Source organism: Cetobacterium sp. 2G large (assembly GCF_014250655.1).
In the GTDB taxonomy this organism is placed as follows: Bacteria; Fusobacteriota; Fusobacteriia; order Fusobacteriales; family Fusobacteriaceae; genus Cetobacterium_A; species Cetobacterium_A somerae.
Map to the genome: position 1 here is coordinate 103,314 of NZ_JACHTH010000002.1, position 25,584 is coordinate 128,897.

Sequence of the window (25,584 nt, forward strand, 5' to 3'; positions counted from 1 at the left end):
CTGTTAACAATTTTTAATTTTTGTTAACAGTTTTATTTTTTTATTAATAAATTTATTTATCGATAATCTTGACAAATAATTAATTCACAATTTATTGAATTTGTATTCAAAACAATCTTTTGTTCAAGGGATGGAGACTTGTCAGAGAAAAAAGCAAAGTTATTAGTAGATGAGACTCTACCATATGCCATTCCAGCCTCGTTGCCAGAAGAACCTCGATTAACTCCAGCTATAAAGAAGATATGAGTGTTAAATTGCTTTTTAACAGGTATTAAAGCATAATTCACACCATCTAAATTAATTACTTCAGGAAAATAACTTTCAGCTAAAATTTCGACACAAATTTCAGAAGAAGCATCAATAGCAGCTAAAAAACATTCTTTCTCAAAATTAGTACTAATATTTTCTAATCTAACTAAAATATAACCTACATATTTATTTGGGGGAACAACAATGTCTTTAGAACCCCAAAATATATAAGGACCACCACTTTTCCAACTATTGATGCCTCTATTTGAAGTTTTGAATAAATCATATCTAGATTTAAAAATTAGAGATTTTTCATTAAAAGATGGTGAATTATTATCTTCTATAATTGCTCCAGATCCAATATTATTTTTATGAATGATTGTTGTATTCCAATTCCCACTAGGTTTTGTATAAAAGAAAGAGTTAGCAATCATATTTTGTTCTTTAGAATCACTATTTATACTCCAAGTTCCACCTTCACTTCCGTTGATAACAACACCCTTTGTTTTTCCTTTAAAAATCATATCTCCATCAAAAAATTGACATCCATTTAACATATAACCAACTTCAACATTTTCAAATCGTATAGATTCTTCAATGTTATGATTAAATTGACACCCTGTAAATGAAGCATGGGAATTATTAGGATAGTTGATTCCATCAGTTGTTCCACCTACAACTCTAGCACCATTTTGATTTCTGTTAAATTGGCAATTAGATGCCATATTATTTCCACCACCAGTAAAATATCCAATGTAATTTTCTCCAGCTATACATCCATTTAATTGAGAGTATTCACCTCTAACGTCATTTTTTATACCAATATAGTTTTTATAAGCTTTAAAATTATTTAAAATTGGTATTTTATAATATTGAGGAGCCGATTGTGCACCAGTATTTTTAATTTTTATACCAGAGTCATTACACCCACTAGCAGAACAGTTATTTAAGGTAACAGATAAACATCCGTCTAAATACCATCCAACTTGATTTCCTTTTATTGAGGGTCTTATGATTTCATTATTTCCAAGAACATGAATATTTTCAATGATACAATTTACATTAGAAAGAATTCTAATGATATTACTGTTTAAGTTGCTTTTGAAAATAGTATTAAATTCCCCTCTTAAAAAGGTTCCATTGGGTATATTTAAATGGGTTATCAAATAAGTTCCTGTAGGAACTTTAATCTCTTCTCCTATATGCGAATCAATTATATTTTGGATTAAAGAAGTTTGGTCAATACTTCCATCTTTAATAATCTCTTCAAAATAATTAAAATTATTTTTGTTATCATCATACCAAAAAATTTTCATATCTAAATACCTCCATGTAATAAAAATTCAAAATTGTTATTGATATAATGATAACATTTTATTTTAAAAAAGTTTATATAAAATTTATATGTTTTAGTACAATCCTTATTAAATCAATATTCTTATTGAAAAGTTAGAGGGTTAACTTGTCAAATATAATAAAAAAGTTTGACTTAATTTATATCGTTATGTAGAATTGTTTCATATAAGTTTTAAAAAGGAGGGGAAATGAATAAAGAACTAATTAAAATTTCAAGTGCGTTAATAGCAGATGGTGAAAACTTTTTACAACATATAGTTGATAATAATATGGATACATTATTTCTTTCAGTAGCAGATGGAAAATATCCAAAAGATATTTATTTTGAATTTCCTGAGAGTATTGTTTTAGATAGGGTTGATTTTTTTACAAATCATCCAACAAATGATGATGGAAAAATAACTAAATATGAGATTTTATATAAAAATAGCAGTTCAGCAAAAGAATGGAGAAGCATATATGTTTCAAATACATATAGTTCTAAAGGTATTAGAATAGCTAAATTTGAACCAATTTTAGCTAAAAATATGTGTTTAAGAATTCATGCTTCATCTTCGAAAAAAGTAGCAATAAATAATATTGAATTTTATATAAGAGAAGACTTAAAAGAGAAATTATTGGAAATCTTTGAAGATATAGATTGTAAAAAATAATAGAAAGTTATTCTTTAAAAGATATAAGAGAGTTTAAAATCAATAATAAGGATTATAATTTTATAGGAGAACTTTGTGAAGTTGGAAAATATATTCGTCTAAATGGAGCTATAGAAACAGTAAAAACTATAAAAATTCAAGGAGTTGAAAAGGACATTTCAGCAGAAGAATTCTTTGAGAATTTAAAGAGTAATAAGCCATTAGTAATCACTCCACTTAATATCTTTGTAGAAAAGCAAAGAGAACTTCTTTTGGTAACAGATAAATCAACAGATATTTATATAATAAATGAAATTGGAAAAGATATCATATGGAAAAAAGAACGATTAGGAAAGGGAATGAATATAATTTATTCTAAAGATATTTCTGGAGATCTTTATTTAATTAATAATAGAGTAGATTTAGAAATGGTTGTTTATAATCCTATTGAAAAAACAAATTTTAAATTAGGAGACAATAGATTTTCACAAGTTTTAAAAGATGAAAATTTAGATAAAAATATTTTTGTAGCAGGAAAGAGTTTTAATGCTAGTTTATCTAAAAAGTGGATAGTTGAAAATTTTAATGAAAGTGAATTTATTCAAAGCATTGAAAATTTAGATACAGTTTTAGATTATATTTATTTTTTAATGGAAAGAACAGATGTATACAGTGAAAACATAGTTCCATTTAAAACATTTTTTATACAAGGAAAAAGTATAGATAGAGAAGCTAGTTATGAGAAAGTAGATTTAGGAAGTTATTTAAGTTTTGCAAATTCTCCAGAAAAGTTTTTTAATAAGAATATTCAAAATATTATTAATGAGGATTTTTGTAATGTAATTAGAGAGTTATTTATCAATGAAAATATAGTTGGAGTTGAAGTTTCTAAAGTTTTTAAATTTTTATTAAAACAAGAATTATATATAAGGTATTTAAGAATACAACCAGAGGTAGAGGATGTGACTTTAAATATTTGGTCTAAAATTAGATTAGTTCATGGAACAGAGAGATTAATTCCTAAATTAATTAGAGGAGTAATCGAGCCTACTTTAGATAATTTAGTTTTAGTTGCTTCACAAATATTAGAGAGAAATCTTTCAATATACTTTAAAGAGGTATACTCTTTAAGTGAGGAGACTATTCAAGGATGTGAAAAGTATCCATCGCTTCATGTGGATATAAATTGGGTAACTTATGAAAATCAGAGAGAATATCAATTAGAAGAGGTAAGAAGGTTTAATGAAATTTTAAGAAGAAATCAATAGGAGTTGAAAATATGCTAAAGAATAGTTATACAAGAAAAATTATTGAAACTTTAAGTATAGTTGATAGAATAAGTTTTTTATGTGATGAAGTTATAGAAAAAGTTATTTTAAAATATTTAGATGGATATGGAAATGAAAGGACTCAAGAGTTTGCTGTGGAACAAACTCAAAATCTAATAACAGTAAGTTTTGCTAAAACATTAGTTAAAGAGTTATCAATTGAAATTTTAGGAACTTTAGAAGTTAGAGATATTGAAGTTAATAGACATCCTATAGAAAATTTTAGTATCAATGAAGATATAGAAAAGAAAATATCATATGAAGCTTTAACAGTGACTTCTTCTTCTGCGGAATCATCAAAACCTATATCAAGAGCCTTTGATGGAAACTTAAATACAGAAGCTCAATTAAAAAAATATTCAAATTACGGTTGGGTTCATATGGTGTTATCAGAGGAGAAAGTAATTGATTGCGCAAGAATTTTGAGTTATAGAAGCAGTACTTCAGGATTAATAAAGCAGTTTAAAATTTTAGTAAAAAATCCTATGGATGGATTATGGATTGAAGCTGGAACTTATGTTACTGAAGAGTTTAAAAATGAATGGATGACAATTAAAACATTACCATACTTAACTAAAGAGGTTACGTTAATAGTTGAAGATTCAGAAAATAAATGGGCATATATAAATGAGATAGAAATATATAATTATTCAACTCTTGAAAGAGATATTTTAAATTTATTTACTGATGAGTCTTTGGTAGATATAAAATCTGAAGTTGCATATTGGGATATAGTTAGATTAAAAGAAAGAGCTGTGAGTACAGATTACTATAAAGAACTTTTAAATAAAGCATTAGAAATATATTTAAGTAAAAGGACTCCAGCAACTTTAAGATTAACTTTTGAAAATTTAAAAGTAATTAATAATTTAAGGTTTAGAGCTTCTGGAGAAATGGAGTTATATAATATTGAGTATGTAAATTCAGCAGATGAATATATAAAAATATCTACACCAATAATAGAAAGTGGAGAAATAAAAACTTTAAACATTCCTAAAATTTTAGCTAAAGAGGTTTATATTGAAATTTATGGAGTGAATAGTATTGAAGATGTAATATATGAGGAATATCCTATAGATGGCTTTGCTTTAACTGAAGATAGTGAACGAAAAATCTCAAGGGAAGCTTTAAATATAACAACATTAAATGAAAACTCAAGATTTCCTTTAACTAATATGTTAGATGGAAACGAAAGATCTGAATCACATATGAGTGGAACTTATAGTGGTCATCATGACTATAATTTTAAAATAGATAGTTTAAAAATAATTGATAAGTTTAGAATTTTAAGTACAAGATTCAATCCTAGTTTTACATCAGGTTCTATAAAAAGATTTGAAGTTTTTAACAGAGATTTAAGTAGTGAAGAGTTAGTATCTTTAGGAAGTTACACTGTTGAGGAGTATAATGATGAGTGGCGTGAATTAAACTTTACACCAGCCTTAACAGATGAAATTATTTTAAGAGTATACGAGTCTGATAGAAATTGGATATGCATAAATGAAGTTGAAATATATCAATATAGTCTTTTAGAAAAAGAGATAAAAGGTTTATTTTTAGATTCTAATTTTATATCACTAAGAGCTAATGTAACTTATTGGGAGATACAAGAGTTAAGAAAAAGAGCAACAAATACTAAAGAGTATATAGATCTTTTAAATATAGCTGAAGAGTTATTTTATAAGGATAAAACACCTACGACTTTAGAATTAAATTTTGAAAATTTAAAAGTTATAGATAATATTCAATTTAAAGTAGATGGGATTGTAGAAAAAAATTATATTGGATATTTAAATACGCAAAATGAAAATATAAAATTAATAACTCCATTAGTTCAAAATAATGAAAATATAATAATTGATACCTCTAAAATTTTAACGAAAAATTTATATATTCAGCTTTATGGTGTAACAGAAATAAGAGAATTAACTTATAATGAATATCCATTTGAAAATTTTGCAATAGTAGAAGACACAGAGAGAAAGTTGTTAAAAGAAAATATAACGATAACTACATTAAATGAAAACTTAAGTTTTCCACTAACTAATATGTTAGATGGAAATGAAAGATCTGAATCACATATGAGTGGAACTTATAGTGGTCATCATGACTTTAATTTTAAATTAGATAGTTTGAGAATAATTGATGAGTTTAAAATTCTAAGTACGAGATTTAATCCTAGCTTTACTTCTGGTTCTATAAAAAGATTTGAACTTTTAGGAAAAGATTTAAGTAGTAATAGGCTTATATCTTTAGGAACTTACTCTGTTGAGGAATATAATGATGAATGGCGTGTGTTGAAATTTGCTCCAGTCTTAACAGATGAGATTATATTAAGAGTTTATGAGTCTGATAGAAATTGGGTATGTATAAACGAAGTTAAAATATTTAATTATAGTACCCTAGGAGCACAGATAGATTATTTATTTGCTGATAAGTGGCAGACAACTTTAAGAAGTGATGTAACTTTTGAAGAGATAAAGAGATTATCTGATTTAGTAACAGTAACTCAAGAGTATAGAGACTTAATTAATAGGGCTTTTGAACTATATTATGATGGAGTACCTCCAAAGTGTATAGAAGTTGAGTTTGGAGAGTTAAGGATATTTTCTGAAATAGAGTTTGATATTATTGGTAAATTAGAGAAAATTATTTTAAGCTACTACGACACATATAATAATTTACAAATTAAAGATTGCAATATTAATATTTTAGAAAATAAAGGCACAATAGTTCTTAATGGATTTGCTTATACAAGAGGAATAAAATTAGATGTTTATGGTGCAAGAGATTTAGCAGATATAAAGTTTAAAGAACACCAGATATCTGAGTTTGCATTAGCAGAAGATTTAGATCAAAGATTAACATATGAGCAATTAGCTGTAAATTGTAATAATGTACATGAAAGTTATCCTCTCTCAAATATGTTTGATGGAAATGTAAGAACAGATTTTCGTTCAAGAGCTTTTAGTAATAATCTAGATATAAATATAAAATTAAATGAGGCATCAATTCTAGATGAGATTGGAATCACTAGTTTTAGATTTGATAGCCCAAGTGGAGTAACTGGACTTATTAAAAAAGTACTGATATTGATAAAAGACACAGTTTCTAAAAAATGGTTAGAGTTTGGGTATTTAGAAGTAGAAGATTTTGTAAGAGAGATGCATATTTTAAAAAATTCTCCATATTTAACAGATGAGATATGTGTAAGAATTTTAGAAGCTGATAGAGGTTGGGTTTTGATAAATGAACTTGCAATAAATAAGTATAGTTTATTAGAAGCTGAAATAAAAAATCTATTTACAGATGAAACATACGCAGCATTAAAAGATAGTATAACTTATGAATTAATTAGAGCATTAAAAGAGAGAGCAAGCAACTCAGAAGATTTAAAAGAACTTATAGCTAAAGCATTAGAGTTATATTTTAAAAGAAAAACTCCAATTTTAGAGGCAGTTCCTGTGGATAAAAATATTATTTTTGATAGAGTTGATTTAGAATTTACAGGAAATTTAGAAAGAATAGTATTTGAATATGAAGATAATTTTGGATGTAAGATTCAAAAAATATTTGATTATTTAGATCAAGACAATGATAGATTTAGTTTGAATTTACCTAAAATACATGGAGAGAATGCTTTAGTTAAAGTTTATGGTGTTGATTCTATTTTATCAATTAATGCAAACACTTATTCTTTGAAAGAGGTTTCAATATATAACGATGTAGAAATCTATATTCCAAAGAATGAGATAACAGTAACAGAATCAGATCCGACCTCTAACTCATACTTAATAGAAAGAGCTTTTGATGAAAATATGAATACAGAGTATCGTTCAAAATCATTTAGAGATTACTCAGATATTACAATAAAACTAACAAAAGAAACACTTTTAGAGAAAATAAATTTATATAGTTTTAGAAGTGCTAATCCTGGAATAGTAAAAGGATATTCTATTTTTGTAAAAAACATTTTAATGGATGAGTGGGTAGAGTTTGGAAACTATTCTAATGAGGAGTTTATTAATAACTGGTCAACAGTAAAGAATAGTGCATATTTAACAGATGAGATTAAAATAAGAGTGACTGATGCAGAAAGTAATTGGGTTTGTATAAACGAAATTCAAATTTGTCCTCTTAATACATTGAGATGTGATGTGGATAGATTATTTAAAGATAATAGTTTTATGGAGTTAAGAACGGGTGTAACTTTAGAAGAGATATTAGGTTTAGAATCTTTAATAAAAAAAGATTCAGCTCTTATAAAGAAGATTCAATTAGCTAAATTTTTATTTGAAAGTATTGAATCAGAGGAGTTTGATATTCCGTTAAAAGAAGTAAAAATCTTTGATAGAGTGGAGTTTATAACAGAGGGAGAGATTTCTAAAATACATTTAAAATATGTTGATACCTATGGTTACAAAAGAGAAAATGAAGTACCATTTGAAATAATTGGTGATAATGTTTTAATTAATTTTGAAAAAATTATGACAGATAAAGCTTCTATTGTAATTTATGGAAAATCTCAAAGTTATGGAATTCAAAAAATTTATCAAGTAAAAACAAACTCATATAATTTAGAAGAGTTTGCAATAGATGAAGATATAGATGTTAGACTTCAAAGAGAAAGTTTCAGTATAAGAAACTCAGCATTAAATGGTGGATACAATGATATAGAAAAACTTTTTGATGGAGATTTAATAGGACAGGTTCACTTTAGGAAAACACCAGGAGCTTATATATACTTAAAGTTAAATAAACCAATGCTAATTGAAGCTGGAAGAGTTATGAGTTATAGAAATGCTACATCAGGATTTTTACAAAAATATAAAATATCTTTAAAAAATAGTTTTGATGGTAGTTGGGTAGACTTAGGAAGTTTTGAAAGAGGAGAATATTTAAACAATTGGTTAGAAATAAAAGGAGACAAATATTTAACAGATGAAATCTGGATTGATTTTGAGCAAGGAGAAAATAACTGGACACTGATAAATGAATTAGAAATATTTGTTTATAATATTTTAGAGGAGAAAATAAATAACTTATTTAAAACTTCTGAGTGTTTAGAGTTAAAAGATACAGTAACACTGGATGAAATAAGAAATCTTTTATCTAAAGAGTTATTCAAACAAGAGTATATAGATAAGTTAATTTTAGCAAAAAAACTTTATATAGAAAAAGCATCACAACCAATAGAGTTTCAAATAAAAAACAGTGAATTTTTAATAGCTAATGGTTTAGAAATAAAATTTGAAGAGTTACCAGAAAAAATCTTAGATATTTCTGTATACTATAAAGATTCTTTAGGAAATAAAAAAATAATAAAAGATTTGAATTTAGTTACTGATTTAGAAAATCAAAAGCTTCTTGGAGAGTTTGGTGAAAAGATTTTAATAGAACCTGTGATTCAGTTAGTTTTAGATGAGGATGAAAAGTGGAAAGTTAAATCTGGAGATTTTAAAATAGTAAATCAAAAAGATTTATATAATAATGAAGATATTTCAGATATTTATCCAGTTGATTTAATAACTCTTGAAACTTCATGTGTGGAAAAAACTGGATTAGAAAATATTTTAGATGGAAATAATGAAACTTACTATGAAAATTCAGAGTTAGGAGAGGTTATATTTAAATTCCAAAACCAAAAAATATTTAATAGCTTAACTATTTTAAGTGAGATAGCAGGTCAAAGTACTGGAAAAATTTATAGTGCTTCAATTTTCTATAGAAGTGAAAATCAAAACAATTGGGAGAGACTAGCAAATTATGAAAATAGTTCACCAACTTCGTTAGTTAATTTAGAATTTGCATCGATATTAGCAAAAGAGATACGTATTATTTTACAAAAGACGGTTGAAAATAAAGTTATTTTAAATAAAGTTGAATTCAATATCTATAACAAGTTTAATGAAATTGTTGAAAAAATGTTTGAAGATAAAGAGATGTTTACAAAACTAAATTCAAATGTAACAAAAGATTTAGTAGGAAGACTAAAGTCAAAAACATTGTCATCTACGAGTATTATTTCTACAAAATTAAAAATAGCTGAAAATATTTTAGACAACAACAAAAACATAGGATATGATATTTTTACATTGAAAGCATTAGAATATGATGTAAATTATTATTTTTCAAAGCTACAAACAAGCACTACAGGAAGAGCTTATCCTACACCTTATTATATTTATCCAAATACGAATCAGATATTTATAAGTAATAAAGACCTTAGATTAGAGTTAAGTTTAGCTGATCATAAACCTTTAAGTGAACATACATTTTATATTAAAAAAGGAATTAATATAGTTAACTTAGGAGATAAAACAGGTCATGTATTTATAAATGGAGGAAGTAAAGGTGGAAGAGAAGAGGAGATAAGACTTTACACAACTGATGAAGTAACAGGATTACATTATAAATATGGATTTACAACTGAAGATGAGTTCTACAGTAAAGAAAGGAACTTAACATATAAAGAGGATAATCATGTGAGTTCAAATACAGCATATATTGAAGGAAAGAATTTTACTTCAGCAATAAGATATGATTGGTTAAGAGAGAATATTCCTTTAGGAACTTTAACAGATAGAGTAAAAATCTTAGATGAGTTTTTAGATTTTTTATATTATATAGCAGAAGCTGGGACATATTTTGAAAATGCAGTACCATATAGAAGACTTATGTGGGAAGGGGGAACAGCAAATCCTCATGCAGGAGGATGTTATGCAGGAGCCTATACAGCATATTCGAATAATCCATTGGCAATTTTAAACAAAGGTTTATCAAACTTTGCTTCGTCATGGGTTGTTGGACATGAGGTTGGGCACGAGATGGATTCTAATTATCATATGGGATTATTTGGAGAAGTTATGAATAACTGGTTTGCAGAGGAAGCAAGAATTAAATATTTAAAAAATCCGAGATGTGCTCCCGAATTAGTAAAGATTGCAGATACAGAGATTTCAATTTATGATATGGGATTCTTTTATAGGTTGGCATTCTGGATTAAATTAAGATTGTATTATAATGATGGAGATTTCTTTGTGAAGTATCATAATATAATGAGACATTTACCTATTGAATTAGAACCATTTAGTATTCCAGATAGGTTGATGATAATGTCGTCAATGATTATTGGAAGAGATACATCTGATTATTTCTTAAGACATAAATTCCCAATAACTGAATCAGCAGTAGAGATATCTAGTAAATATCCTAAATTTACTATAGACATAACTAAAATAAATTGGGATAATCAAGAGGAGTTTAGAGAAGAGGAAAAAAATAGAATTTATCAAATTTATAAAGAAAAAGTATAAAATAATATTAAACTTTTATTGAAAAAGAGCCTCTTTTTACAGAGGCTCTTTTTATTTGATTTTACTTATAATCCCCTTCCATAAATCTATAGAAAGCAGGGTTTACCCAAATCTCTTGAGTTGTAACTTTTAAGTTTGATCCTTTTTTCATAAAATCAATGAAAGCTTTTGAATTTTTAGGAAGAGTTAGAACATTAGCTTCAAAATCTCCATTTTTAACTAAATGAGATATTAACATTTGATATCCCTCAATTTTATCTGTTTGTATAAATGGTTGCCACCATGATTTATAAATTAACCCCTCTTGATCTTTAGAATCTTTTTTTGCGTAAAGGTCAATAAGTTTTGTAAATTTAATTTTATCGTTATTATTTGAGAATTGGAATTTTAAATCGTACTCTGTAGGAGTAACAACAATTTTTCCATCTTCTAAAATAATGTGAGTATAGTTTGGAGCTCCCCAATTTGGATTATGTAAGAAAGCAGAAGTCTTAGGTTCTAGTTGAACTTTGGCATCAACACCTTCACCCTTTAAAAGAGCTATTAACTGTATAGCATGTGTAATATCATTATGACCATAACTTACTGAAAGGTTTTTATCAAAATTAGCATAGTTATTGATATTTTTTAAATTGTAGCCAGTCATAAGGCCATTAGCTAAAGCTACATTTAATTTTTCAAGTAAAAGATTATCTTTTGCAGGAACAACATTATTCCATTTTACTAAAACTTTTTCAAAAATATTTTTATCAGAAATATTTCCTAAAGAGTTTTCATTGTTATCTAAAAAATCAGAAACATATTCTGTAATACTTGAGTAATTTTTTTGGTTAAGCATTTCCACTGAAGTTATATTTAAATCAACTAAAACTGCTTTATGTGAAAGAGATTCAGAAGATTCAGTTTTAATATTTTTATAGCCTTTTAAACTTTTTTCAATTTTTTCTTTTGGATAAGTTTTTGCTAACTCTTGAAGTTTTAATTTTTCAATAGCTGAACTAGGTTCAGTAGCAGCAAAAGCTGTTAGATTTAAAAGTATAAGAGTAAGTAAGATTTTATTTTTCATTGTATTGTCCCTCCGAATTTTAATTACATTTGTGTAAGCATAGTCATTACAATTTTAGCAGAGTTATCAGCTGCAATTGTAACAAAGTCATTATAATTCATGTGAGCACTACCATCAGCTTTATCAGACATTGATCTAATAACTACAACAGGAACTTTATATAAATTTGCAACGTGAGCTACAGAAGCACCTTCCATTTCAACAGCCCATGCACCAAAAGTTGTTTCTAGTGATTGAACAGTAGCTTTATCAGCAATAAATTGGTCTCCTGTAGCAATTGTACCAATATAAACTTTATTTTTTCCTAAAACTTTTTCTGCAGAGTTCTTTGCAATTTTAATTAAAGTTTCGTCAGCTGAAAATTTTGTATCTACTGAACCAGGAACAGCACCTTTTTTAGTTCCAAAAACTGTGGTATCATAGTCGTGTTGAACTAAATAATCAGAGATAACTACATCTGTTATATTAAGATTGTTGTTAATCGCTCCAGCCACTCCAGTAAATATGATTTTATTTACATCATACTCTTCCATGGCAATAGTTGTTGACATAGCAGCATTTACTTTTCCAATTCCAGATTTAAAAACTACAACGTCTTTATTTTCTAATTTTCCTTTATAGAATGTAACAGAAGCTTTCTCCTCTTTTTTTACATCTTTCATTTGAGAAAGTAAAATTTTAATTTCAGAGTCCATTGCTCCAATTATAGCTATTCTTTCAGCTAAAGTTAAAGTAGATGTCAATAGTGTTAAAAGTAGTGTAAGTTTTTTCATTAAATTCTCCCCATTAAATAATTTTATAGAAAATAAAAAAAGAGCATATAAATCCTATGGGAATATATACTCTCATTATTAGCGATTATATTTATCCCTCATAGAGAACTATTTACGGTAGTTCGTAGAAACTCTTGGCCAATCCCAAGTATATATGAGTTTAATTGTGATTTTTATAACTTTTTCTTTCTAAGAAAATGATATCATAAGTTTTTTAACAATGCAATAAAATAATATTTTTAAATGTTGAAATTGGCGTATAAATACATTAGAATTAAGACACATTATATAAAACAGACATATTTATTAAGAGGGGGAGAGATTGGTGAAAGCTGAATTTATTGTAATTCAAGATAAATTAAAAAGTGCTAGAAATGTAAAAAAAATCACACAGAGGGAATTGGCTGAAATTTGCGATATTTCTGAAAAGACTATTCATAGAGCAGAAAATGAGGCAGAGAAGGTAGAGTTTGAAACACTTCTATTAATCGCTCAAAAATTAGAGATAAAGATTGAAGGGTATTTACATAAAAAAGCTTTTTCTTTAGATGAAACTTGGAGTTTAATGGAAGAGATATCTAAGGGGTATATATTAAAAGTTCATCCAGTTAATTTTGATATAGAAAAATTAGATATAGTTATAAGAATAGTTGAAATTCTTGAAAGAGATTTAAAAATAGAAACTAATTCAATAAAACTTAGAGCACAAAGATCTTTAATTTTAGAAAATGAAAAATTAAAAGAACTTGGTGGAAGAGGGTATTATAGTGTATTTATAGAGGATAATATGAGAGTATTAAATTTATATTTTCTAAACAGTAGTTCTAAAAAAATAAAAAAGGATGAAGAGAGAGAATACATTGAAGTTTTTAAAGAGTTAGAAATGAAGTTTTAAAACTATAGATATAGCATGTCGTATTTATATTAAAAGAAGTTAGATAAGTGTCAATTTTAAGTAAAAAAATGTCGGGTACTAGGGATTGTTAAAAAGGAAAATAAGTTATAGAATAGGTTCATTAGAAGAAAGGGGGAGAGCATTATAAATAAAATTATTTTAATTACCATATATATTTTATTTTTATTTACAATTGACGCTTCACCAATTGAGTTTGAAGATAAAAGTATAATATTAAAAAATGATTTTTATAGTATCGAAGCAGTCCAGATAAAAGAGAATAAAATAAAAATATACAAAGAGGTTTCTAAAGAGCTTGGGCTTCAAATTAAAATCGATTTTGATGATGAAGAAGTTCCTCAAGAAATTTTAATTTTAGATGGAGGAGAACAGCTATCAGCAACTATAAAAAATTATGAGATTGAAAGTTTATATTTAAAGATAGGAGATACTAAAAAAATAGTTAAAAAAGAGCAGATTGATATGACTATTATAGAAAATATAATGGAGGAGATAAAATCTCCGTTTTTTATAGATGAATTATGGTATCGAATTCAAGAGAGGGAAAGAGTTGAAGAAAAATAATATGTTTTTAAGAAGAATTGAATTAAGTAGTGAAGAAGGATACTATTCAATATATTATTTAAACAATGATGATGAGATAGAGTATTTAAATATTTTTTATAATAGTTTTATTAACAAGGATGAAGATGAATATAAATATATAGAGTATTATTTAGATAATGAATATGCTTTAGAGTACTGGGAATTTTCTTCAGAGAATGTGGGAGTTATTAGAAGTATTTTTAATGAATCCTCTTATGAAGATATAACTTTTGATATAACTTATAAAAACATAATAAAGATAGAAGTTTTTGAAAATGCTACAAATAACTTAATGTCTCAGCGAATTGTGACACCTAGTGGATACAATACTCTTGTTATTAATCCAGCTTTAAAGGAGTACTGTGTAGAAAATTTTGAATTTGTAAAAAATGGTTATCGTTATCTTTATAATGAAAAGGATGTTTTACTAGAAGAGCAGGAGTATTCTAATGGTGAAATTGTTGGGACTTCTAAATATTATTATGAGGATGGAAGTTTAAAATTTTTAACAAATTTAAATCAAACAATAGAATTTTACGAAACAGGTGAATTAAAAAGTAAAATATATAAATTTAAAAAGTTTTCAAAAATTGTTGAATATTACTTAAATGGAAACTTGATGAGCATAGGAACTCTCAATAATAGTAATGAATACATTGGAATGGGATGGACTTTTTATGAAAATGGTCAGTTAAAAAAGATTTGTTCTTATGTGGATAACTTAATAGATGGAGAATATAAAGATTATTACAAAAATGGAGTTATAAAAACTGATAGTTTTTATATTCTAGGAAAAGAAAATTGCGAGTTTAAAAGCTATTATGAAAATGGCCAAATAGAATGTAGCATAGACTTAAAAGATGGAAAACGTTGTGGAAAGTTTTTTAAATATTATAAATCAGGTCGGCTACAGGATGAGACATATTATTCTAATAATGCCCCAATAAATGATTCATTACTTTATTATGAAAATGGAAAACTTTATGCTAAATTAGCTTATCAAAATGGACTAAGAGTTGGAATATCTCAGTGGTTTTATGAAACAGGAGAGTTACAATCAATTAGTAAATATGATTTAATTGATGGATACTCGTACTTAAATTATTCAAAATCATATTATAAATCAGGAGGAATAGAGAGTTATGTTCAATGGGAGGATGCTCTTTGTGAACATAATCAAGAGGACTATTCATACAATATTATAAAAGGATATGAAAACTTAGATATTTCTTATTATGAGAATGGAAATTTAAGAAAAAAACAAAAAATAGTTGGAGAAAATAAATACTCAATAGAGCGTTATGATGAAAATGAAATCCTGACACAAAAAGGAACTTTCTTTAGAGATACAAATGTATTTTATTGGATAGGAGAGCTACTGACATTTAATCAAAATAAATCTTTAAAAATAGTGACAAACTATTCAGAGGATGGAAAATTTATAGATACACAAAACTATCTTAATGAGATTTTAGATAGTACTACAATTTATTTATCAGATGAAAATGTATATAGATTTATAAGTTATTATCCCAATGGAAATATAAAGGAAGAGGGATATTATATTTACGAAGATAATTATAATAACGATATCTCTTGGATAGGAAATCATAATTTTTATTCAGAAGAGGGAGAATTAGTAGAGTATAAAGGGAGAGTATAGATGAGTAATTATATAAAATCAAATCAAAAAAATAAAGAGTTTTTAGAAAATAATGAAGAAAAGTTATTAAAGTATATTGATAAAAAAGGAGAATATTATCTAAATATTTTTAAAGGACCAAAAAATAAAACTAATTTTTGTGCCTTATTTCTAGGCCCATTATGGATGGGTTATAGACAGATGTATTTTGAAACTTTTATCGTTGGTTGTTGTGTTACTTTATTAGGTTTTTTAGCAATGATGTATGAGTTTTTTTCTTTAACAGCTATCTCTACCTCTACTATTAGAGGTTTAAATTATGCTTTAATGGGATTGATGGGATTTTTTGGTAACTATATCTATTTTTTATCTTTAAAAAGAAGGATAACTAAAGGTGATGAAAAAATAGGAGTTTCAAAAATAGGAATTTTATATGGGTTTATTTTAGGTGTTTTAATGCCAATGGCTATCGCAGGAGTAACTGGAGTTATTTTAATGCTTTTATTAGGGGATTAATATGAAAATTTCAAATAAAAAATTAATAATAGGAATTAGTATAGCTATTTTTATATTTTTAACATCTTTTACATCTAAAATTAAAAGAAGAGAGGGATATATAGGAGTATATCCCTCTCTTAATTTCAAGATGAGTAGTAATAGTACAGAGGGGACTTTATATGTTGTTCTTGGAATGACTTTGGGACCTTTAGCAATTCCTATATACATGGTGGATAGGACCTCATCATTTATATATGATACTATTCTTTTTCCTATAGATGCATACAGAGATTATAAAGCTAGTAATGGAAAATTTATTGAATACTATGAGGAGGAGTTTAGAGTTGAGTGGATTGGAAGAGGAAAAATAAAACCACTTTATACCGATAAAAAAAAGTTAGAATATACTTTAAAAAATGGAAAATATGTAGGTGAGTATTATGAATATTTTGAAGATGGAAGCATCAAAGAGTTTTCCAATTGGAAAAATGGAGAGTTAGATGGAGTGAAAAAAACATATTATTCATCTAAGGAGATTCAAACAGATGAGGTGTGGAAAGATAATCAACTAATATCCTTAGTTTATTATGATTCTGATAGAAAAATATTAGTTAAAATTTTAAATGATGTACCTTTAAATATATTTTTAAAAGAAGAGTATGAACATTTAAAAGATGTTACAATAGTCCAAGTTTTGAAACATGATTCTCCAATTACATTTGATATTAATGAAGTTGATAAACTTGGGAATGGAATATGGATAAAAACACAAAACTTTAAAAATAATAGATTGGTTTACGAAGTTATGGATACTTATGTTGGTGATAAAAGAACAGGTTTTAAAGAGGTTAACTATTCAGAAAATGGGGATATTATTTATGAATGTGTTTTAAGTGAAGAGGAAGAAAACGAATTATATAAAAAATTTTATAAATCTGATAATTAAATAATAATTTATAGAAATGAGGGGAAATGGGAGAGCTTTTAATAATTATATTTTTTATTATTTTGTGCTATCTATGCTATGTTTATGATAGTTTTTATTCTGAACCAATGACTAAGGAAAAATTAGAAAGTATTAAAGAAACTAGGGAGATTTTATCTAAAAAAGATTTATTTCTATTGAATGGAATTTACAAAAATATATTTTTATTAAAAAATAAGGGAATTGTAAATATTTTAGAGGGAAAGGTCAAAAAAAAGATAGAAGCTTTCGTGGGAAATATGGGATTAAGTACACATATTCTTTTAATTATATTAACGATTGGAAAATAAATATTTTTAACACTTACTTTATAAATAAGAATGAGTTCTTTTTAAAAGAGAATGAAGTTGTAACTTTAAAAGGAGTTGTTGCTTTAGGTAGTTTTTATGTTATTGAGATAAATGGATTTAATATTTTAGATTATGTTAAAGAGATTAAGAGTTTTCCAAGTAAAAGAGATAAAACAGATCCAATTTTTAGCAATTTTATTTTATCTTTTATATTTTTATTTACTGCTTTTTTTAATCCCTTTTCAAAATTAACAACTGTGTTTACTTTGTGCGTTCTGGGGTGTACTATTATTTTCAACTTAAGAGGTATGCTTTTTTCAAAATTATATGAAACTGGAGATAAACTATGTAAGATAGAGTATTTTCCAACTTTTTCAATAGATGATGTTATAACAAACGGAAGATTAACTACTAGAGTTAGCCGTCTTAGATGTATTGAAATATCTATTATATTAACTTTAATAGTTTGCTTAATTTTTTCATTTAAAGCTTTTAGAATCTATACTGATGGACTACATAGAAATACTAGAAAAGAGATAATTATTGAGGAAAGCAAAGAGTATAGTTTTTCAGAGTTTGAAATAGGAGATAAATTAATTTTAAAAAATGTTCAGGCTATGTCAGATGAATCTACAGGAATAATCTATCTTTTAAGAAGGGAAAACTCCAGTGAAGATAATAAGATAATGACTCTTCTCAAAGAACTTCCATTATATCCTTTTAGAAATGAAAGTGTTATTCAAATAGCTGACGTCTATGATTTTTATGAAAAAGAGATTGAGTTTTTAAAAAAGTATAGAGAGGTTAGAAAAAATGATTTTATGTTTAAAATAGATTTGATACCCGAAAATATAAGACGTTACTATAGCTTTTCAAATGGAGGTGTCAGTTACGATTTATTAAAAAGAAATTCAAAACAAATTTTAAAATTTATAAACGGAACGGAGTTTAGTGCAGTAGGGATTATAACGAAAAAAAATAAAATGACTGAAGTCATAACGTTAGATGCCTCTAAAAAAGATTTTAGTGAAAAGGAGTTTCAAAATTTAAGAGTGATGTTTAAACTTTATATTTTAATCACTCTGTTATATTTATATCTATTTTTTACGTATCTATATAAATATTGGTTTATAAAAAATAAATTAGAGATGACTGAAGAAGTTTAGGAGAGATAGATGAAAAAATTTAAATTTATTTTATTAGGAAGTATTATTTTTATTTTTTTTAAAATTTTTCTCGGTTATGAAAAAAATTCACCTGAGATTTTTGGAGATACTATTCGTTGGAAAGGGAGTACCTACATTATCTCCCAGGGAGGACATAAAGAGGGAAAAAGAATAGCTAAAGGAGATGGATTTTCCCTATTTAGCGTAGGAGATCCAACGGAAACTTTTATAGTTTACAGATCTTTTTTAGATAATGCACTCTATGTGAAAGAGGACTTTAAGATACCTACAGAAGGACAAATAACTAAAGTATCTTGGGGATATGAGCTTTTTACTGCTAAAGATTTGTGTGATACTATTTCTAAAGTATTGGAAGAGAGTAAAAATTTAGAAATAAATAGATATGAATCAGAAGATCCACTTTTTAGATTGAAACCAGGTTTAATGATGAGAACTTTATATGTTGCATATGAAGATACATATGTTCCGACTAAATATAAAGGGGAAATAGGAGTTATTAATGGGAAGTGGGCAATAACAACTGGTATTGAAGAGGAGATTAGTGAGAATAAAGTCTTACATAAAGCTAATTATATTCTTATTCCAGAAAAGTATATAAATGTTTTAAAAGATTACTTTAAAATAGAGGTGTAGCATGAATAAATTTTATTATAAATTTGTAATATCTATGATTTTTTTATTTCAATTGAATTTATATGGAGATTCAATTCATAAAAACTTGGAATTGGAATTATATAAAGACGAAACAATAAAAATTAATGGAGTTTTAAAATTTCAAAAAAATAAAAATAGATATGATATTATTTTTGAAATACCTGAAAAAAATTTAAGTACAGTTTTAGATACTTTAAATATAAAAAAAGAGATTAAAAGTGTTTTTTTATATGATATTAATAAAGATAATATTAAAGAGATATTTATAATTTATAATGAAAATAATAAAAATTCTTTAGAAGGATATTCGCTAGGAAATCTATACATGAATGAGAATGGATATGAAGAAGAGGAAGCGATAGATTTTTTTAAAACGCTTAATATTGCTACTTCTCAAAAATTAAACAAAAAAATCGAAAATGTTCAAAATTTTAATGCTAGTTTAGCTAAAAAAGAATTGGAGCAGTTAGTGCCTTATTATAAAGTTGTAAATTTTAATGATTGTAACATTTGGGATGTTTCAAAAAGGATGGGAAAAGATGAGTATAATAGTAAAGCCTATTTTTATCAATATGAACTTATTTCTCAAGATTATGAAAAGTTTAATCTTCAGAAATATTTTAGAACTTATTCACTTGATAAATTGAATTTCATAAAAAATATTGGAAACAGTGTAATATTTAGTGATGGAAATTACTATTTTCTTTTTCAGATTCAAAGATTGGGATTGATAACTTTGGAAGAAGTTTTTCAAGGAGAGATATTAGAGAATAGTATTATAAAAAATGGAAAATATTTTAATGAATATGAAAATGGAGACTATAAAAAGAATAGTAAAACTGGAATTTGGAACTCTTATGAGTATTCAGAGGAGCTAAAGCGTTATCTCCCTATTAAAAAGTATTTTGCTAATGGAATATTAATTAAAAAAGATATTTTTTATAGAAGATCTGAAGAACTTCATATATTTTCTTCAACTACTTATAATTCTAAAAATGAAATAGAGGAGATAAAATATTCTGAAGAAAATGGAGAAGTATCACAAATTAAAACTTATAAGGACTCTATTTTAGAAAAAGTTGTAAACTATACTCATTATAAAAGGAATTATTCGATATATGATAAAGTGATTAATCCTCAGAGTGGTTATGAATACTATAAAGCTAGAGAGTCACTGACACAATTTAAAGATTTAAATCTTTTAGATGCAAAGTTGGAAAATAAGGAGTTAAATCTATACTCTTTAAAAAGTTCTGACAACAAAGATATCTTTGTTGTATTTCAAAATTATTCTCCTGGAAAAACTTCTCAAGATGGGATTCGTTGGTATGAAGATCCGCTTAAATATTTTGGAATAAAAGAGATTTTTTATGGAAAAAGAAAAAGTGAAAAAATAAAATCTTATGAGGATATAGTTAAAGATGGATATTTTGAAGAGTTTAACTTAGGGTTTTTCCCAGGAACAGCTTCTATAACAGAATCACCATGTAATGTAGAAACCGTTGTAAAAACTGGATATTTTGGAGATGGAGCGGAAAGTGGAGTTTGGAAAAATTATGATTCTTCTAGAGGTGATTTAATATCATCTTTTAACTATGTTAAAGGAATATTAGACGGTCCATATGAAATATATTTTTCTAATGGAGCATTAAAAGAAAATGGTGAGTATAGAAATGGGGTAAAAGTTGTTTTGTGGGAAGCTGGACCACAATATTGGCCATCGTATTAGCTAAAGTAAAGTTGGAGTTGTATAAAAAATTACTTTAGGAGGAAGATGTGAAAAAATATTTGATTTTGATTATATTATTATTTGTTAGTGCGTGTGATAAAAATGAAGTGACAAAGATATATTATAAAAGTGGGAAATTAAAAACTGAGTTAATCTATGAAAAAGGAAAAGATAATGGGATTGTTAAGGATTATTTTGAAAGTGGAGAACTTCAAAGTGAAAGAGTATATAAGAATGGTGAATTAAATGGAGTGGCTAAAATATACTATAAAAATGGAAAGGTATATGGGAAGTTTACATATAAAGATGGAAAGTTAAATGGTGTTACAAAGGATTATTATGAAAATGGGCAATTGAGAACAGAAGCATTTTATAAGGATAATATAGAGGATGGAGTTGTTAAAATATATTATGAAAACGGACAACTAAAAACTAAAATGCTTTGTAAAATTGGAGAAGCAGATAGAATTATTGAAAGCTATTATGAGGATGGAAAGGTTAAATACTAATATACTAAGGAGCAAAAAATGAAAAGTTTAAGTTTAGGTATATGGAATTCTAAGGATTTTTTCTATACTGGTGAGGAAACAGACATCAATAAAATAAAAGATGTTGAATTTCAATTGGGATATAAATTACCTGAGAGTTATGTAAATCTTTTATTGGAAAGAAACGGATGGAGTCTATTAAAAAAGGAAATATAAAAAATATTTTAAGATGTTGATAGTTTCTTTACTTGTAGTGGTAGGAGGAATAGCTATTGAAATTATAGAGACTATGAGTTTAGAGGGAGAGAAGAATGATTAAAAACATTGTAGTTTTTATTTTTAGCATAATTTTTTTAAAGAGTCATCTCTATTCAAAGGAGATTAAAAATCTAATTGCCACAGAGTTTAAAAATGAGATAAAAATAGAGAGAGTTATTAAAATCTATCAATCAGAAACATTTAAAAAGTAGGAGGGAAACTATAAAGTAATACTAGTTGATAAGTTGGACAAGGAGGAGTTCTCGTATGTTTTTAACGAAAAGGATAGCTCAAAGGATATTCTAAAGGGGATAGAGGAAGCTAGAAATGAGAAAAATATTTTTGTAAAAAAACAGCTGAAAGTTTCAGAGAAGTTTCAGAGAAGTTTTGGAGAGAAATTTATTCAAATGTCTGATATAGAAACTATTTATGGAGATAGATCTTCTGCCATAGAGTTTTATTTAGGAAAAGGTTTTTTTAAAGATAAAAGCGTAAAGTACTGTGTGAATTTATTTAAAGAGATGAGTTTAAATATTCCAGATAATTACAGGGTATATCTTAATACTACTACCAATCCAGAAAAAATAAAAAAAAGTTATTATAGTTTCTCAGATGATGGAGTTTTTTATAGAGTCAATATGACATCATTTGGAAGTGGTGCAGATTTTTTTGCCTCAAGGAAAAAATTTAATTCTCCAATGAACTCGCTCAATCCAAATCTGAAAGCTAAATTTATAAATCTAAACAACAGAATCTCTTCACAAAACTATTTTTATAAAAATACAGGGCTATTTATAGAGATTTTAATGCAGGGAGATCTCTATGAGAAGCTTGAAAAAAAACTAAAAAGTAGATTTAAAGAGTTTCAATTTATCTATGGATATCTAGATGTCATAGAGGGAGATATTGGAATAAGAGCGGTTGTTACCAATAAATTTTTAGATGAAGATGCTACAGAAATCTATGAATTTTTTTATACTATAAAAAGTTTGGAAATGAACTAGGGTATTTTATTCTAGTTCATTTTTTAGTATAAAATAATATTTTTAAGTATTGAAATCAGTCAATAAATACATTAAAATTAATATATGTTATTTAATGGAGGGCTACAGTGAAGAAGTTGATTATTTTCTTTATTATTGTTATACAATACGCTTACTCTAACTCAATAAAAGTTTACTCTTCACATTCGATAGAAACTTTATACCCCCTAATCAAAGAGTTTGAATCGAATTATAATTGCAAGGTTGAAGTAGAGATTGGAGGAACAGGGGAGTTAGTCACTAAAGTTTTAAAGCAACAAAAGCAAGATTATCCTGACATATTTTTTGGTGGAACAACTCTTTCTGTAGTTCCATTAAATCACATTATAAAAGAGTCATACTCTTTTTCAATAATTCCAAATGTCTTATTGGTGAATAAAAATATAAAAAAAGATATTGTTATTGAAGGATACAATGATCTTTTAAATCCTAGATTAAAAGGGAGAATAGCTTATTCAAACCCAAAGGTGTCATCCTCATCTTTTGAGCATTTAGTAAATATTTTATATGTGATGGATGAACCTTGGAATTTTATAAAAAAATTATTAAAAAATACAGATAATATATACTTAGAATCTTCTCAAGATGTGGTGGAAAAAGTTGTAAATGGAAAGAGTATAGTGGGTTTAACTCATGAAGTTGCAGCGATAAAAGCTATGGAAAAAAACAGCAGTTTAGAGATTGTATATATGAAAGAGGGTGTGTTAGCTGAAAGTGACGGAGTCTATGTTTTAAATAAAAACTCTTGCACAGAGGCTTTTACAAAATTTTTAAGTAGCTATGATACTCAACTTTTTTCCAACATTTCGTTGAACAGAAGAAGTGTTAGAGATGATATATTTTTCAGTAGAAAATTAAATACATTAAAACACAGGGTTTTCATAGATCCAAACCAGTTTGAGATAGAAAAAAATAGAACTCTTTGGATTGAAAACTTTGATAACCTATTAAAGGAAAATAACCATGTCTCAAAATAAATTTGTGAGTTTAAAAAAACAGATAAAAGATTTTCTGATACTTTATTTTATATTTCCTATTATTTTCCTATCTCTAATTGGGTATGTTGTAATCTACTCTCTACAGTATTCAGCTATAAAAAAGGAGAGTCAAAAGGAGTTTAACTTTATCCAAAAGAGTTTAGATGAGTTGCTATCTAAATATGATCTAGCACTGAAAGAGTTAAAAAATAGGAGTTTAGATTTTGAAAATATTTATAAGATAAAAAACGAGTTTGATTTAAAAGGAAATTTCATAGTTTTAGATAAAAACTTTAAACCAACTATTGAAAGCAGCTCTCTTGTTAGAGGAAGCAGTTTAAATTCCAACTGGGGGATTTTAAAAAAACTGAAAAATAGTGAGGGGATAGTTTTAGAGTCTGAAGAGATGAGATTTCTAAATGAGAAAAAAACCATATTGACAATGGGTAGCAAAGTTAAAAATTTAGCGGATAAAAGTTACAACTACATTCTTTTTTATATTTTAGATTCAGAAATTGAGGATATTTTTAAAAAGATTGAGATTAATGGCAACTATATTTTTACAGATAAAAATGGATATATTTTAAAGAGAAATACAAATAATTATTCAGATAATCTAAATAGAATAGAGATGCCAGTTAATAAGAAAAATATTTTTTTTAAATCAGGAATATATAATTCTAAACTACATATCTATATATATAGAGATTTAGATTTTATGTTAGTTAAAATTTTTGAGCAAATTGTTTATTTTATAACTATTTTTATATTTTTAATCACGTGCATATTTTTGATAATAAACTATTTTATTAATAAAAAACTAGCTGTGATTGATAAGATAATCAGTGCTATAAAAAGTACGGGTAAAGGACAGCTAAATAATTTTTTAGAGGTAGAAACTAATGATGAGCTTAGAATCATAGCGACCTCTTATAATAAGATGTTATTAGATATAAAAAATCTTATTGAGATAAATAAAAGAGAGTTTGAAAACAACATTAATTTAGAGATTAAACAGTTGGAGAGTCAATTTAATCCGCACTTTCTATTTAACACACTGGAGATGTTAAAGTACACTATAAAAAAAGATGTGAAAATGAGCAATAAAATTATTTTAAATATCTCATCTATTCTTAGATTCAGTATTGATAATAGAAAGACTATCATTTCATTAGGTGAAAATATAAAGTTTATAGAGAGCTATTTAGAGATTCAAAAATATAGATTTGGAGATGATTTTTCCTACAGTATAGATATAGAGAGTAATTTAAATAATCAAAAGACACCTAAACTTATATTTCAACCAATAGTTGAAAATTCAATAAAATATGGATTTTCTTCAAAGGATAAACTTCATATAGATATAAGAGGAAAGTTGCAAAAAGGAAGTTTAGTTATTTACTTTTTGGATGATGGTGATGGACTTTCTAAAGATGAGTTAATAGAGATAAGAAAAAATCTAAAAAAAGATAATGTAACTAATCATATAGGGTTATACAATATAAATAGAAGAATAAAGTTATATTATGGAGAGAAATACGGGGTAAAAATTTTGAGTAGAAAGGGACGAGGAACTCTTGTGAAAATAGTTTTACCTGAGGATATGGAGTAA

At 26.3% G+C, this 25,584-nt stretch carries 20 protein-coding genes and 1 riboswitch; of the genes, 17 read left to right on the forward strand and 3 right to left on the reverse strand.

Going from position 1 to position 25,584, the window contains the following annotated elements; genetic code table 11:
- Positions 1 to 56: 56 nt before the first annotated feature.
- Positions 57 to 1,565, reverse strand: a complete 1,509-nt coding sequence (locus H5J23_RS00945; protein WP_185890449.1) for a hypothetical protein — start codon at positions 1,563 to 1,565, stop codon at positions 57 to 59.
- Positions 1,566 to 1,793: 228 nt separating this feature from the next.
- Here H5J23_RS00945 and H5J23_RS00950 point away from each other — a divergent pair, with 228 nt between their 5' ends.
- The 3 genes from H5J23_RS00950 (at position 1,794) to H5J23_RS00960 (ending at position 10,881) form a co-directional block, all read left to right on the forward strand.
- The gene (locus H5J23_RS00950) at positions 1,794 to 2,258 is read left to right on the forward strand and encodes a hypothetical protein (protein WP_185890451.1); all 465 of its coding nucleotides are present in this window, start codon (positions 1,794 to 1,796) and stop codon (positions 2,256 to 2,258) included.
- 251 nt (positions 2,259 to 2,509) lie between these two features.
- Positions 2,510 to 3,505, forward strand: a complete 996-nt coding sequence (locus tag H5J23_RS00955) for a hypothetical protein (RefSeq protein ID WP_185890453.1) — start codon at positions 2,510 to 2,512, stop codon at positions 3,503 to 3,505.
- Between the two features lie 11 nt (positions 3,506 to 3,516).
- Entirely contained in the window at positions 3,517 to 10,881 is a 7,365-nt protein-coding gene (locus tag H5J23_RS00960; RefSeq protein ID WP_185890455.1) for a discoidin domain-containing protein, read from the forward strand.
- A gap of 61 nt (positions 10,882 to 10,942) precedes the next feature.
- On the opposite strand, the gene H5J23_RS00965 is transcribed toward H5J23_RS00960, so the two are convergent.
- Both H5J23_RS00965 and H5J23_RS00970 read right to left on the reverse strand, forming a co-directional pair.
- The gene (locus tag H5J23_RS00965; RefSeq protein WP_023050054.1) at positions 10,943 to 11,947 is read right to left on the reverse strand and encodes a hypothetical protein; all 1,005 of its coding nucleotides are present in this window, start codon (positions 11,945 to 11,947) and stop codon (positions 10,943 to 10,945) included.
- A gap of 23 nt (positions 11,948 to 11,970) precedes the next feature.
- Entirely contained in the window at positions 11,971 to 12,720 is a 750-nt protein-coding gene (locus tag H5J23_RS00970; protein WP_185890457.1) for a 5'-methylthioadenosine/adenosylhomocysteine nucleosidase, read from the reverse strand.
- A gap of 81 nt (positions 12,721 to 12,801) precedes the next feature.
- Positions 12,802 to 12,898, reverse strand: a riboswitch (purine riboswitch).
- Positions 12,899 to 13,045: 147 nt separating this feature from the next.
- Here H5J23_RS00970 and H5J23_RS00975 point away from each other — a divergent pair.
- From H5J23_RS00975 to H5J23_RS01040, 14 genes are all read left to right on the forward strand, one after another.
- Positions 13,046 to 13,615 carry a helix-turn-helix domain-containing protein gene (locus H5J23_RS00975; RefSeq protein WP_023050056.1) on the forward strand — a complete coding sequence of 190 codons (570 nt, stop codon included), beginning with the start codon at positions 13,046 to 13,048 and terminating at the stop codon, positions 13,613 to 13,615.
- Between the two features lie 571 nt (positions 13,616 to 14,186).
- The gene (locus tag H5J23_RS00980) at positions 14,187 to 15,884 is read left to right on the forward strand and encodes a toxin-antitoxin system YwqK family antitoxin (RefSeq protein WP_185890459.1); all 1,698 of its coding nucleotides are present in this window, start codon (positions 14,187 to 14,189) and stop codon (positions 15,882 to 15,884) included.
- Entirely contained in the window at positions 15,885 to 16,379 is a 495-nt protein-coding gene (locus H5J23_RS00985) for a DUF2628 domain-containing protein (protein ID WP_185890461.1), read from the forward strand. It begins immediately after the preceding gene.
- A gap of 1 nt (position 16,380) precedes the next feature.
- Complete coding sequence (locus H5J23_RS00990; RefSeq protein ID WP_185890463.1) at positions 16,381 to 17,307, forward strand: toxin-antitoxin system YwqK family antitoxin; 927 nt, start codon at positions 16,381 to 16,383, stop codon at positions 17,305 to 17,307.
- A 26-nt stretch (positions 17,308 to 17,333) separates the two neighbouring features.
- Positions 17,334 to 17,636 carry a hypothetical protein gene (locus H5J23_RS00995; protein WP_185890464.1) on the forward strand — a complete coding sequence of 101 codons (303 nt, stop codon included), beginning with the start codon at positions 17,334 to 17,336 and terminating at the stop codon, positions 17,634 to 17,636.
- Between the two features lie 308 nt (positions 17,637 to 17,944).
- Positions 17,945 to 18,802, forward strand: a complete 858-nt coding sequence (locus tag H5J23_RS01000; protein ID WP_185890466.1) for a hypothetical protein — start codon at positions 17,945 to 17,947, stop codon at positions 18,800 to 18,802.
- A gap of 9 nt (positions 18,803 to 18,811) precedes the next feature.
- Positions 18,812 to 19,456 (forward strand): hypothetical protein, encoded by a 645-nt coding sequence (locus H5J23_RS01005; RefSeq protein ID WP_185890468.1) that lies wholly within the window; start codon positions 18,812 to 18,814, stop codon positions 19,454 to 19,456.
- A 1-nt stretch (position 19,457) separates the two neighbouring features.
- Positions 19,458 to 21,206: a hypothetical protein gene (locus H5J23_RS01010; protein ID WP_185890471.1), complete on the forward strand. Its 1,749-nt coding sequence runs from the start codon at positions 19,458 to 19,460 to the stop codon at positions 21,204 to 21,206.
- Between the two features lie 47 nt (positions 21,207 to 21,253).
- Positions 21,254 to 21,715 (forward strand): toxin-antitoxin system YwqK family antitoxin, encoded by a 462-nt coding sequence (locus H5J23_RS01015; RefSeq protein WP_185890473.1) that lies wholly within the window; start codon positions 21,254 to 21,256, stop codon positions 21,713 to 21,715.
- 18 nt (positions 21,716 to 21,733) lie between these two features.
- A complete protein-coding gene (locus tag H5J23_RS01020; protein WP_185890475.1) occupies positions 21,734 to 21,910 on the forward strand; it encodes an SMI1/KNR4 family protein in 177 nt (58 codons plus the stop codon).
- A 95-nt stretch (positions 21,911 to 22,005) separates the two neighbouring features.
- A complete protein-coding gene (locus tag H5J23_RS01025; RefSeq protein ID WP_185890476.1) occupies positions 22,006 to 22,164 on the forward strand; it encodes a hypothetical protein in 159 nt (52 codons plus the stop codon).
- Positions 22,165 to 22,197: 33 nt separating this feature from the next.
- Positions 22,198 to 22,956, forward strand: a complete 759-nt coding sequence (locus H5J23_RS01030; RefSeq protein WP_185890478.1) for a hypothetical protein — start codon at positions 22,198 to 22,200, stop codon at positions 22,954 to 22,956.
- Between the two features lie 107 nt (positions 22,957 to 23,063).
- Positions 23,064 to 23,972: a substrate-binding domain-containing protein gene (locus H5J23_RS01035; protein WP_185890479.1), complete on the forward strand. Its 909-nt coding sequence runs from the start codon at positions 23,064 to 23,066 to the stop codon at positions 23,970 to 23,972.
- The gene (locus H5J23_RS01040; protein WP_185890481.1) at positions 23,959 to 25,584 is read left to right on the forward strand and encodes a sensor histidine kinase; all 1,626 of its coding nucleotides are present in this window, start codon (positions 23,959 to 23,961) and stop codon (positions 25,582 to 25,584) included. The genes H5J23_RS01035 and H5J23_RS01040 overlap by 14 nt, the downstream gene beginning before the upstream one ends.